At 48.3% G+C, this 11528-nt stretch carries 14 protein-coding genes; 8 read left to right on the forward strand and 6 right to left on the reverse strand.

Annotated features, from left to right (window positions below; all coding sequences use genetic code 11):
- Positions 1-3: 3 nt before the first annotated feature.
- The 4 genes from AC3Y7R_RS09800 to mutM all read right to left on the reverse strand — a co-directional run bounded on the left by AC3Y7R_RS09800 (position 4) and on the right by mutM (position 2694).
- On the reverse strand, positions 4-453 hold the full coding sequence (locus AC3Y7R_RS09800) for a rhodanese-like domain-containing protein (protein ID WP_490041850.1): 450 nt from the start codon (positions 451-453) through the stop codon (positions 4-6).
- Between the two features lie 207 nt (positions 454-660).
- Positions 661-924: a 30S ribosomal protein S20 gene (gene rpsT, locus AC3Y7R_RS09805; RefSeq protein ID WP_490041851.1), complete on the reverse strand. Its 264-nt coding sequence runs from the start codon at positions 922-924 to the stop codon at positions 661-663.
- A gap of 86 nt (positions 925-1010) precedes the next feature.
- A complete protein-coding gene (locus tag AC3Y7R_RS09810; protein WP_490041852.1) occupies positions 1011-1787 on the reverse strand; it encodes an enoyl-CoA hydratase in 777 nt (258 codons plus the stop codon).
- Between the two features lie 58 nt (positions 1788-1845).
- Entirely contained in the window at positions 1846-2694 is an 849-nt protein-coding gene (gene mutM / locus AC3Y7R_RS09815; RefSeq protein WP_490041853.1) for a bifunctional DNA-formamidopyrimidine glycosylase/DNA-(apurinic or apyrimidinic site) lyase, read from the reverse strand.
- 89 nt (positions 2695-2783) lie between these two features.
- Between mutM and ubiE the strand changes: the two genes are divergently transcribed.
- Both ubiE and ubiB read left to right on the forward strand, forming a co-directional pair.
- The gene (ubiE, locus tag AC3Y7R_RS09820) at positions 2784-3536 is read left to right on the forward strand and encodes a bifunctional demethylmenaquinone methyltransferase/2-methoxy-6-polyprenyl-1,4-benzoquinol methylase UbiE (RefSeq protein ID WP_490041854.1); all 753 of its coding nucleotides are present in this window, start codon (positions 2784-2786) and stop codon (positions 3534-3536) included.
- Positions 3537-5072 carry a 2-polyprenylphenol 6-hydroxylase gene (gene ubiB / locus AC3Y7R_RS09825; protein ID WP_490041855.1) on the forward strand — a complete coding sequence of 512 codons (1536 nt, stop codon included), beginning with the start codon at positions 3537-3539 and terminating at the stop codon, positions 5070-5072.
- Between the two features lie 5 nt (positions 5073-5077).
- On the opposite strand, the gene AC3Y7R_RS09830 is transcribed toward ubiB, so the two are convergent.
- A complete protein-coding gene (locus AC3Y7R_RS09830; protein WP_490041856.1) occupies positions 5078-5731 on the reverse strand; it encodes a flagellar hook capping FlgD N-terminal domain-containing protein in 654 nt (217 codons plus the stop codon).
- Positions 5732-5743: 12 nt separating this feature from the next.
- Positions 5744-7351, reverse strand: a complete 1608-nt coding sequence (locus tag AC3Y7R_RS09835) for a flagellar hook-length control protein FliK (protein WP_490041857.1) — start codon at positions 7349-7351, stop codon at positions 5744-5746.
- A gap of 108 nt (positions 7352-7459) precedes the next feature.
- On the opposite strand from AC3Y7R_RS09835, the gene AC3Y7R_RS09840 reads away from it, so the two are divergent.
- The 6 genes from AC3Y7R_RS09840 to AC3Y7R_RS09865 all read left to right on the forward strand — a co-directional run bounded on the left by AC3Y7R_RS09840 (position 7460) and on the right by AC3Y7R_RS09865 (position 11427).
- Entirely contained in the window at positions 7460-7747 is a 288-nt protein-coding gene (locus AC3Y7R_RS09840) for a rod-binding protein (RefSeq protein WP_490041858.1), read from the forward strand.
- Positions 7734-8087 (forward strand): hypothetical protein, encoded by a 354-nt coding sequence (locus tag AC3Y7R_RS09845; RefSeq protein ID WP_490041859.1) that lies wholly within the window; start codon positions 7734-7736, stop codon positions 8085-8087. The genes AC3Y7R_RS09840 and AC3Y7R_RS09845 overlap by 14 nt, the downstream gene beginning before the upstream one ends.
- A 204-nt stretch (positions 8088-8291) precedes the next feature.
- Complete coding sequence (locus AC3Y7R_RS09850; RefSeq protein WP_490041860.1) at positions 8292-9773, forward strand: flagellin N-terminal helical domain-containing protein; 1482 nt, start codon at positions 8292-8294, stop codon at positions 9771-9773.
- A gap of 72 nt (positions 9774-9845) precedes the next feature.
- Entirely contained in the window at positions 9846-10223 is a 378-nt protein-coding gene (flaF, locus tag AC3Y7R_RS09855) for a flagellar biosynthesis regulator FlaF (RefSeq protein ID WP_490041861.1), read from the forward strand.
- Positions 10220-10624, forward strand: a complete 405-nt coding sequence (flbT, locus tag AC3Y7R_RS09860; RefSeq protein WP_490041862.1) for a flagellar biosynthesis repressor FlbT — start codon at positions 10220-10222, stop codon at positions 10622-10624. Before flaF ends, flbT begins: the two co-directional genes overlap by 4 nt.
- A complete protein-coding gene (locus tag AC3Y7R_RS09865) occupies positions 10621-11427 on the forward strand; it encodes a DUF1217 domain-containing protein (protein WP_490041863.1) in 807 nt (268 codons plus the stop codon). Before flbT ends, AC3Y7R_RS09865 begins: the two co-directional genes overlap by 4 nt.
- Positions 11428-11528 lie beyond the last annotated feature (101 nt).

Raw genomic sequence — 11528 nt, forward strand, 5'->3', positions numbered from 1 at the left:
AGATCAAGACTGCCGCCATGGCAGTCCGTGGGCCTTCCATCCGTTCAGGCCCCCCCGATGTTTCGCTTGATCCAAGTCCCCTTCGAACCCTTCGGTCACGTTGAACAAATCGAATGCGGGCGTCTCACTGGTCAGAGACATCAACACCGCCTTGGCGGCGTTCAACGAACGCACACCTGACCTGCAAATGAACAAAATCTGAGTCGGAATAGTACCGCCCAATGCATCGTTCATTTCTTCAACAAACCGTGGGTTTGCAGACATATCCGGATATCTAGACCATTCGACCAACATGACCGACCGGTTCAGACTCGACAAATCAGGCTTCCCTACAAAAGCCCACTCGGCTTTCGTCCTGACGTCGATAAGCACCGCAGATGGATCGTCCTTTAAACGGTCCCATGCCTGAACAGGCAGCAGCTCTTCTATAGCTGGTTCAGCACGCGTGCTCATTCCATGTCCCCCGAAACGAATTGAATCGCTCAACATGGATAGCGACTAGTTAGGGTATCCCGCAACTGATCTTCGCGCTTGACTCAGAGTTAATGGTTTCCCGAATCTTACAACGATGTGAATGGTGCTAGATAAGCAACTGATCATAAAAAAAACGCGCTCCGAAAAGCGCGCTTTTATGATTCGAATTTTAATCGTCACGAAAGTTTAGCCGAGGGCTTTAACTCGCGAGGATAGGCGCGACATTTTACGTGCCGCAGTATTTTTGTGCATGATTCCTTTAGATACGCCGCGCATCAGTTCAGGCTGTGCGGATTTGAGCGCATCCTTGGCAACAGAAGAATCACCAGCGGTAATTGCTTCTTCTACTTTGCGCAGGAAGGTGCGGATGCGTGAACGACGCGTTTTGTTCACTTCGGTGCGGCGTTCGATTTGACGCGCGCGCTTTTTTGCTTGAGGCGAATTTGCCATACGTAAGAATCCCGATGGTTCGGTGTGTAAATCTAAGAATGCGCTTCTAGGACTGACTCCTTGGCAAGTCAACGCCCTAAATACTGTTACTTGTCGCGGAACTGGGCCTCTCGCTTCTCAACAAAGGCCGCCATGCCCTCCGCTTGGTCTTCTGTAGCGAATAATGAGTGGAAAAGACGGCGCTCAAACAGCAAGCCCTCAGCAAGTGACGACTCATAGCTACGGTTAACAGCTTCTTTAGCCGCCATTGTCGCCATAGCCGATTTCTCAGCAATTTTAGCCGCAGAGGCCAGCGCTTCTTGAACCAATTTCTTAGCGGGAACCACGCGACTGACGAGCCCGGAGCGCTCAGCCTCTTCCGCATCCATAAAACGGCCAGTCAAGTTCATATCCATGGCCTTAGATTTACCAACGAACCTCGTGAGGCGTTGAGTTCCACCAAGCCCGGCAATAACGCCTAAATTAATTTCTGGTTGACCAAACTTAGCAGTGTCGGACGCGATGATGAAATCGCACAGCATTGCTAACTCGCATCCTCCGCCCAGAGCATACCCAGACACCGCCGCTATGACCGGCTTGCGAACACGCATGAATACATTTGGAAACTCAGAAAACTGGTCGTTTCCAAATACATCACCGAAGCTTTTTCCCGCCATCTCGGTGATGTCAGCACCTGCTGCAAATGCCTTCTCGGACCCTGTCAGAACGATGCATCTAACTTTATCATTCTTACCCGCATCGATCAAAGCATCCGACAATTCCACCAACAATTCGGCGTTCAGAGCGTTCAAAGCATCGGGTCTGTTCAGCCTGATAAGAGCCACATGGTCTTCAATTTCAACGATAATCGTCTTGTACGCCATTGGATAACCTCATTCCTAACCGCCCATGACTCGTACCATGTTCACTGAGAGGTTCAATTCATCTTTGACATTTCGGACAGTAAAAGCTTGATCGCCCCGACTGAACAACCCGAAAAACCTTGGTTCCGCATTCGCTCAAACAAGGTTCCCCTTCTTGACCGTAAACCGCGAATCTGTGCTGAAAATAACCAAGTTCCCCATTCGTTTGCCGGTGATCCCGCAAGGATGATCCGCCTGAAAGAATGGCCTCATTTAACACGTCACGAATGGCAGGCACCAATGATGCCACCCGAGGCGCACTTAGATTTGAAGCCTTCCGCTTGGGAGAAATACCCGTACGAAACAGCACTTCGCATACGTAAATGTTCCCCAACCCAGCGACGACACGCTGGTCCAGCAAAGCCGTTTTGATAGGTGAACTCTTGGCTTTAAGCTTCTCAACTAGATAAGCCTCATCAAACTGATTCCCCAAGGGTTCCGGTCCAAGTTTATTGATCAACCAATGCTGCTCAACACCTTTAGTGGCCACAAGATCCATCGCCCCGAAACGTCGTGCATCGTTGAATGCAATCCGTGTGCCGTCCGCCATATGAAAAACCACATGATCATGTTTCAGCGTCACAGGAGGCTCATTATCGCCCCCCGCAAATGCGCCTTCATAAATTTGCATCCGGCCAGACATGCCAAGATGGATAATAAGCGTCTCACCGCTATCAAGGTCGGCTAAAATGTATTTTGACCGCCTGCGCAGCGCCGTCACCGCTCGCCCTTTCAGTCGCTCTGCCATTTTCTCCGGGAACGGCCACCTTAAATCAGGCCGGTTCACGTCCACATGCGCAATCACGCGCCCCGCCATGACCGGCTCAAGACCACGGCGCACAGTTTCGACTTCTGGTAATTCAGGCACGGCAATCCCCTTTTGGTCGTTCCGGTCGCATTGTATCCCTGCAAGCTGGACCTATAAGAAGGGTGAGACCACAAGGACTGCAAGCTCAGATGTCAAAAGAAATATCTAAAACAACTCATTTCGGGTTCACCGATGTCCCGGAAGACCAAAAGGCTGGGATGGTGCACGGCGTGTTCACCAATGTGGCCTCCAAATATGATATTATGAATGACGTAATGTCGGTTGGTATCCACCGAGTTTGGAAAGACGCTATGATGGATTGGCTGGCACCGCGCCCAGGCCAGCGCCTACTTGATGTCGCTGGCGGCACTGGAGACGTGTCATTTCGGTTTCTAAAGCGCGCAGGACAGGCGCAAGCCGTGGTTCTTGATCTGACCGAATCGATGCTGATTGAGGGCCGAAAACGGGCCGAGGCCTCTGCGATGACCGATAGCCTCGATTGGATTGTTGGCGATGCAATGTCCCTGCCCTTTGAGGACAACAGCTTTGACGTCTACACAATCAGCTTTGGCATTCGCAATGTAACCCGGATTGAGGATGCACTGTCTGAGGCTTTTCGCATCTTGCGCCCCGGCGGCCGCCTGATGGTGCTGGAATTTTCACAACTGCCAAACGAGATGATGCAAAAGGCATACGACCTCTATTCATTCAACGTCATCCCCCGCATGGGACAGATGATTGCAGGAGATCGAGACAGCTATCAATATCTAGTTGAATCTATTAGAAAATTTCCGAATCAAGAACGATTTTCAGCCATGATCCGTTCTGCTGGATTTGAAAATGTTAGCTATCGAAACATGACTTTCGGCGTTGCGGCTCTTCATTCAGGCTGGAAAATATAGATGCGCGGACCACACAATGTTTTGCGCCTTATTCGCACCGGTGCAACGCTAGAGCGAACTGGCGCAATGGGGCTAGTTTTAGATGCATTTGATGCACCTCCGTCACTGCGACTTTTGGCGCGAGTCTTAGGGTGGCCTTTCAAGTGGCTGGGAGCAAAAGGTGACCCTTCCATGCCACCTGCGGTTCGCGCATTAACAGCCCTTGGCCCTGCATATATTAAGTTTGGCCAAGTCCTCTCGACACGACCCGATGTGGTTGGTGATGAATTGGCGTTACAATTGAGAGTGTTGCAAGACAAGCTTCCACCATTCCCAACTGATGTCGCTATTGCCACCGTTGAAACTGAACTTGGTGCTCCTCTGGATACGGTATTCTCAGAGTTCTCAGACTCAATCGCCGCAGCTTCAATCGCACAAGTCCATAAAGCAAAATTGAAATCCACGGGCGAAGACGTCGCCGTCAAAGTCCTTCGCCCAAAAATCGAACGCGCCTTTCGCAAAGATATCGACGCATTCTATCTCGCCGCCTCAATGGTTGAATTATTCTCCCCATCATCACGCCGACTTCATCCATCTGAAGTTATCCGACATTTTGACGGCGTAGTCCAAGGTGAGTTGGATCTTCGCCTAGAAGGTGCTGCCGCAGGTGAATATGCTGCTAAATCAGCCGATGATGCAGGCTTCATTGTACCTAAAATTCACTTTTTCCACTCCGCCAAACGCGTAATGACGATGGAATGGGCTGAGGGGACTCCCTTTGGCGACACCGAAGCAATTTATGCAGCCGGCCATGATCGGAAAATTCTGGGTGAGCGGCTTTTACAATTATTCCTGCGGCAGGCCCTCAATGATGGATATTTCCATGCGGACATGCACCAGGGCAATCTAAAAGTCAGCGCAAACGGTGACATTATTGCCTACGATTTCGGTATTATGGGCCGGATCGACGAGTATACACGTCGGGCATATGCGGAAATTTTAATTGGGTTCATTCGCAAAGATTATCGGCGCGTAGCAGAAGTACACTTTGAAGCAGGATATGTACCAGCGGACCGCGACATAGACGACTTCGCCCAAGCACTGCGTGCTGTTGGAGAACCCATTTTCGGCATGAACGCGACTCAAATGTCGATGGGTAGTCTCTTGGCGTACCTGTTCGAAGTTACCGAGCGCTTTGGCATGGAAACCCGTACGGAGCTAATTTTACTGCAACGAACAATGGTCGTTGTCGAAGGTGTCGCTCGTACGATGTACCCACAAATCAATATCTGGGAGGTCGCCCAGCCAGTCGTCGAAGACTACATTAAGCAAAACATCGGACCTCGTGCTTTTCTTAGAGATATAGCAGCAACCGCTCAGGTGCTCGGACGTTTCGGCCCGAAGCTCCCCCACCTTATGGAGGCAATATTAACCCAGAGCGGGCAGCAATCTCAGATAAATCAATCCGTAACGGCAAAGCACTCGAGGTGGTTTTATTTTGCCAGTGGTATTGCTGTGAGCGCCATTGCAGCCACTATCTGGGCCTGTTTTTCCTAAATCAGCTAGCGCAACCCTGTTACAAGTGAGGATGGGTAGATATCTCCCCCGCCCAAGACAACGACCGTTTGAAGGTCAATTATCCGGACTTCCTTCACTTCAGCAAAGATGTCGGGAACATGCACGTCAATGATTTCATCATTACTGTAAGCAACGACCTGAAAGCTGTAGCTCCCCTCTTCGAACGGCTCCCCGTCACTGGAAACACCCGCCCACTCGAAAGGCTCGTCTGAAACAGGTATGTCTAGCCTTTGCACTTCGTCCCCATTTGCATCTAAAACAACCAGCTCTGTGCTCTCGGAAAAGCTTGGTGGATTTGCTACAATTTCGACAGGGGAGCCGTCGAAATACGCTGGGGTGGCCATGCGTGCGTCCATCCCCACCCAGCTAGCCATATCCCCAAGACCTGAGGTGAGAAACTGCGAACTCAACGCACTGAGCAAATCATTGGTTTTAACCTGCTGCTCAACGCCCGAAAATGTCGCGAGCTGGGTCGCAAAATCTTGCGAATCTAGCGGGTTAAGTGGATCTTGATTTTCCATCTGCGCCGTAAGCATTACAAGGAATGTTTCAAAGTCAGAGCTAATGATACTTTGTGATGAAACAGTTTCTGTAGCGGCTGTAGAATTCGTAGATGATGTCGAAGTTATCGCGTCCATAGCAGTTCGTCCTTATAGTCTAATATCCAATTTATCTGATGGTGGCCTAGTTCCAAGGAGTGCCACTTCAGTGAGTTCACTAGTTGAATCCGAATCCAAATTTTCGTCCGATGGTCGACCTTGGTCATTGTTATCTGAGTCACCCTGCTCAAAACTAAAACTAGTATTCTCGTACCCAACATCCGAAAAGCTTGCCTCCAACTGCTCATAGTTTCGGCGCATTAAATCCAAGGTTTCAGGCCGGTCAGCTATAATCAAAACATTCATGCCACCATCTTTACTCGACAGCACGATCCGAACTCGTCCAAGCTCTTCGGGATCTAAGCGAATATCTACCTCCCTGCCCCCGCCTGTCGCCACAGCCGTACTAATTTGAGTTCCAGCATGATGCACCAGCTGAAGCTGTCCCCCAGCGGTAGGCATCCGCGGCAGCGCACTAGATTCCGCGCTAAGACCTCTACCATTTCCAATAGGTTCTTGGCTCGAAAGGTTTAACTTACCCCCAAGGTCCAAAACCTCCCCCAGTGACTGCGGCAACAACTCCGCAAGAGGAAGTGTAGGCGCTACTGGCAGTACACCTAGTGATTTTTCAAAAGAAACTTCCCCGTCAGCTTCTATGACGGCCCACTGCTCATACGCCGAATACATAAGTTTCTCAGCATCCTCGGTTTGCACCTGAGTACGTTGGTAAATGGCTTGAAGCCCATTTTGCACGCGCTCAAACGACCTAGGGGGCGCCCTAATTATAGACACAGGCAAGACTGTTTCCAGAGTGCCGCCATCTCTCGTCGCTAGTATATGAGCGGTAGAATTTAGATTCTCATGGAGTTGCATTTGGCGCGGCTCAGGAGGCGTTATAATATCTAGCGGCACGGGCTTAACTACAGGTTGGAGCTCATGTTTCCGCCTATTTCCACCTAACTGTTCATCAGGAGCGCGGGGGGCCTCTGCTTCCCTTTGGCTTGCACCAAGTAAAAAGTCGTTTTCAGGTACAGGAAGTGCTGTTGGCCTTTCCCCATCCAGAGGCCTCCGGCCCGCTTCCATAGGCAACGGCGCAATATCTGTTGTTTTAGCGTCAGACCGTTTTAATGTACTCGCAGTCCGAATCACATCAACTACTGTTGGGGTCACTCCCTCTACGGCCTGAACTATTCCAACACCACCAAGATCAGAAACGCCCGTTCTTTCCTTCAAAGGAACCACATTAATAGAAGCAAACTCTTGCCCCCCTTCTTTTAAGTTAGGGGTATGTGGCGTTTCATCGTTGTCGGCAGCAACCTCACCCAGATGTAATGCACTCACGACATGTAATTTCGTAGAGCTTAGAAGTTCTTCGTTCAATTCACCTTGAGTGCCCTCAACATCAAGTTCAAGGAACTTCTGCTTGGCCTCGGCCTCCTTACTCGGTGGCACCACATCTGCAGGCAGATTGGAGCCCAACGCACTCCAATCTGCCGAGGCCGCCTCATCCATATCCACCAACTCAAAAAATTCTGCATAGGGACTCCCGTCTGACTTGTCCCCTTGAAGGGTTGAGGAAGGTTCGCCGTTACGGTCGCCCCCTTCCCTTCCAAACCGACTCGTTAGGGCATCCACAAAAATCTGCAGGGAAAAGGTCATTCTGACACCTTTGCTAAATTACGTACTTCTAAATGACATGTAGTAGTTACCGGTTCTTTACTTCCGCCCGGTATTTATACCTAAATTTCGTTACAGCAGGAGAGACATATGAAAATATCTAACACCGCAGGGTTTGATATTAATTCAGCATTAAACTCAAAAATTCAAGATCGGCAAAATATTGCAACAAAATTGGAGGCCTCATTCATTTCAGAGATGTTAAAATCAATCGGCATGGAGGCTAGATCAGGTGAGTTCAATGGCGGCCTTGGCGAGCAGCAATTTCAATCTTTCCTAAGGGAACAACAAGCAAAGTTGATTGCTGAAAAAGGCGGACTCGGGCTCGCATCTCATTTCTCTAATAGCATTATGGATCACAACAATGAATCTATTTAAAAAATACAGCCTAGGATCTCGCCTTTTAGATCTATTGGCAGACGAAAGGGTCATACTAACATCTGGAAACCTTAACGCCCTTGAAGCTATAGGGAAGAAGAAAGAAGTTTTAATACTCGCGCTTACCAAGGGAAAAGAAACTGTCTCCAAAGATGAACTTAGCTCTATAACCATAGCAACTTCTATCGTTGAAAGTTTGTATATTTCAGTTAAGAAAGGTTTAATATCAGCAGACGTTCGCTTAAAAGGCATACGTGAATCCAGCATTCGATTGGAAACTTATTCGATTGATGGGGGGAAAATCAGCTCCCCGTACAACCGCCGCGAAACGAAAGCTTGAATTTCATTTACTAAAACTGTCTCAACTTCAAGCGCAAACATTAGGAAACCCTTAGGGTGTTCGAAGTCAATTAGGCGGGCACCCTGCGAATGGGGTGGCGCACGACGGAACGAACAACCGCCGGGCATTTGTCAAAACGACTCTTCTATCACCGAAGGTGAGCAAATCGCGACGTTGAATGCGTCGAATATGAGGAATAATTGAATGTCTAGTATCCTAACCAATAACGGCGCAATGGTCGCGTTGCAAACTCTGAAATCTATCAACTCGAATCTACTGCAAATTCAATCTGAAATCTCAACCGGCAAGTCTGTTTCTTCCGCAAAAGATAACTCGGCTCTTTGGGCCATCTCAAAAGTGATGGAATCAGATGTAAAAGGCTTCAAAGCCATTTCCGAAAGCCTATCTTTAGGAGAATCAACAGTAGCTGTCGCTCGTCAAGGTGCCGAAACCGTTACAGATCTTCTCACGGAAATTAAAGGGAAGGTAGTGTCATCTCAAGAGCAAAATGTTGATCGGGAAAAAATTCAAACAGATATCGACGCACTTACATCTCAGATCAAATCCGTGGTTGGTGCCGCGCAATTTAACGGACTGAACATGTTAAAAGGCACCGATGCGGTTGAAATTCTATCCTCCCTAGATCGCCTTAGCGACGGTTCCGTCAGCGCATCTAATATCAAAATTTCCCGGGCTGATTTATCCGACAGTACAGGTACGTACGGAACCGGCACGTCTCTATCTGCAAACTCCACCGCATCGGCTGGACCAATTGCAAACACCGGGAATACCGAAGCCATCACATTTTCAAATAGCGCGGACATGTCTGGTGACGACTTCCAAATAACAGTTGCAGGAAGTACTCTAAATTTCTCAGCCGGTACATTCTCTGCAACAGACACTGAAGAACTTGCAATTGATCAGATAGCTGGAGCCATTAATGCTCTAGGCTTAGAAGGTGTTAGCGCAGCAAGAAACGGCAGTGACTTGGAGATAACTTCAACACGGGCATTTGCGGAGGTAGATCTCACGTTCGCGGGCTCTCCTGTCGTTGATGGAACCGCATCCATCGCGGAGCGATCCGAGAGCGTGACTTTCTCTGCGGTTTCCAAAGTCAACGCAGGTGATGGGTATCGGATTACCGTTGGCTCGGATGTTGCAACATATGTGGCTGGTGAAGGTGAAACATTTGAAGATGTAGCCAACGGCTTAAAAGCCGCGATCGATTCGGCAGGAATTGAAGGCATATCCACACAGGTTACGACTAACGACAATGGCGAGATGGTTCTCAAAATTGACAACGACAGTGCTACATCTATTTCGACATTTACTGCTGTTGGTGCACAAGACGGTAACGCATCTGGGGGATTGTTTGGCCTTGGCGACATTGATGTAACCTCCAACCAGGGAGCAGAATCCGCCCTCCAAAACGTTGAAGTTCTTATTCAGAACTCAATTGATGCTGCCGCAGAGTTTGGGTCGGCTCAGGGTCGTATCGAAACGCAATCTGAATTCATTGGAAAACTGACTGACTCATTGCAATCTGGGATTGGCACCCTAGTTGACGCCGACATGGAGGAAGCCTCTGCACGCCTTCAAGCACTTCAAGTTCAACAACAACTTGGCGTACAGGCTCTTTCGATCGCAAACCAGGCACCGCAAAGTATCCTATCACTCTTCCGGTAATTAAATGAAATGGTGGGGCGCTTAATAAGCCCCGCCAATCATTCTTAAATTAATCACTAGGGAGGCCAAAAGATGAACGCCACACACCAGGCAATTTCCGCATATGGAAGAGCAAACACACCACTTCGGACAGATCGGGGGATTGAGTTTGAAATTTTTGCGAAGGTGACTCACCAAATAAAGGATGCATCACAAATGGGGCCAGCGTCATTTCCAGCATTGGCGGCAGCACTTCACACCAATAGGAAACTTTGGACTACACTTGCTGCCGATGTATCTAACGTCGATAATCATCTACCCAGTGGCCTCAAGTCTCAGATATTTTACCTCTCCAAGTTTGTTGCGGATCACACTAGAAAAGTACTTAAAGGAGCGGCCACTTCAGACGCCTTAACGGATATAAATTTGTCTGTAATGCGGGGATTAGGTTGCGATGGGGGCGCTCCATGAGCGGCTTAGTTATTAAGCTTGGGCCAAAAGAGCGTGTTTTGATTAATGGAGCAGTGCTTGAGAATGGTGATCGTCGTGGGCGTGTTAACATCTTAACTCCTGGCGCAAAAATACTTCGACTAAAAGATGCAATGCACCCAAATGAAGCGAACTCTCCCGTTCGGCGAGTTTGTTACGTATTGCAGCTTATTCTGTCTGGAGATGCTGACGACATCCGAGGAAAGCAGCAAGTACTTCGTGGTGTGGAGCAGTTGAGCCACGTCCTGTTAGACTCTGACAGCCGAGGGATCTTTGATGTAACAACCAAACTCGTTCTCAACAATCAATTCTATCCAGCATTAAAATCCTTACGCTCATTGATAGCGCGTGAAGATCGCTTAATGGCATCGAGCCTTCAATGACCTACATTCCAATAATCCCTCAATCGGGCCTGCAAGGTTGGCTCTTCCTTGAGCGAACACTTGATAATCAAAAATCTTCTTTCTCTCAATCCACTCAAAACAAGCGAGAAAGTGACGCCTTTAAGGATAGAATATCAGATATCAAGACGGCCGAGCAACTCGTTAACGACCGAGAACTTCTAAAGGTATCGCTAGCTGCCTTTGGGCTCGAAGGCGATATCAACAATAAATATCTAATTAGAAAAATTTTAGAAGAAGGGACATTGAACGAAAACTCCCTTGCGAACAAGTTTTCTGATAAACGGTACCTTGCGCTTTCGAAGGCCTTTGGATTTGGAGACTCTGATACACCCCGAACGCAATCAAGCGGTTTTTCAGACGAAATACTTGACGCATTTAAAGACAGAAGCTTCGAAGTCGCTGTCGGGGACCAAGACGCAGACCTTCGGCTTGCCTTATCTCTGGATCGAGAACTACTTAAAATATCGGACAGCCAATCGTCTGACAATGCCAAGTGGCTTTCCATCCTTGGGAATGCACCGCTTAAATCTATTTTTGAGAGAGCGCTATTTTTGCCAGACGGCTTTGGAAACCAATCACTAGACCGTCAAATAGAAACATTAAAAAATAGATCAGAATCCCGCCTTGGAGTGAGCCACTTTGATGGGTTTAAACTTAGCGAAGCTAGAGAAAAATTGAGAACAAATTTTCTTCTTGCATCTGACTTGTCGTCTCAGACTCTTCTTTCCAGTGAAAAAGTAGCCTTAACCTTATTGCAATCTTATTCTGTGTTGAGATTTTAATTACTCTCCTGCAGAAGTGTTTCTAGAATAATAAATACTTTTCTTGGTGGCTTCAGAACCAATAAAATGCGTATATGAATAAAAAATTACCTTACGGAGAG

It is taken from the genome of Litoreibacter sp. (assembly GCF_058136045.1).

Coding starts and splice junctions, on each gene's coding strand:
- AC3Y7R_RS09800 (WP_490041850.1), bottom strand. CDS start 453: ATGAGCACGCGTGCTGAACCAGCTATAGAAGAGCTGCTGCCTGTTCAG.
- rpsT (WP_490041851.1), bottom strand. CDS start 924: ATGGCAAATTCGCCTCAAGCAAAAAAGCGCGCGCGTCAAATCGAACGC.
- AC3Y7R_RS09810 (WP_490041852.1), bottom strand. CDS start 1,787: ATGGCGTACAAGACGATTATCGTTGAAATTGAAGACCATGTGGCTCTT.
- ubiE (WP_490041854.1), top strand. CDS start 2,784: ATGTCAAAAGAAATATCTAAAACAACTCATTTCGGGTTCACCGATGTC.
- ubiB (WP_490041855.1), top strand. CDS start 3,537: ATGCGCGGACCACACAATGTTTTGCGCCTTATTCGCACCGGTGCAACG.
- AC3Y7R_RS09830 (WP_490041856.1), bottom strand. CDS start 5,731: ATGGACGCGATAACTTCGACATCATCTACGAATTCTACAGCCGCTACA.
- AC3Y7R_RS09835 (WP_490041857.1), bottom strand. CDS start 7,351: ATGACCTTTTCCCTGCAGATTTTTGTGGATGCCCTAACGAGTCGGTTT.
- AC3Y7R_RS09840 (WP_490041858.1), top strand. CDS start 7,460: ATGAAAATATCTAACACCGCAGGGTTTGATATTAATTCAGCATTAAAC.
- AC3Y7R_RS09845 (WP_490041859.1), top strand. CDS start 7,734: ATGAATCTATTTAAAAAATACAGCCTAGGATCTCGCCTTTTAGATCTA.
- AC3Y7R_RS09850 (WP_490041860.1), top strand. CDS start 8,292: ATGTCTAGTATCCTAACCAATAACGGCGCAATGGTCGCGTTGCAAACT.
- flaF (WP_490041861.1), top strand. CDS start 9,846: ATGAACGCCACACACCAGGCAATTTCCGCATATGGAAGAGCAAACACA.
- flbT (WP_490041862.1), top strand. CDS start 10,220: ATGAGCGGCTTAGTTATTAAGCTTGGGCCAAAAGAGCGTGTTTTGATT.
- AC3Y7R_RS09865 (WP_490041863.1), top strand. CDS start 10,621: ATGACCTACATTCCAATAATCCCTCAATCGGGCCTGCAAGGTTGGCTC.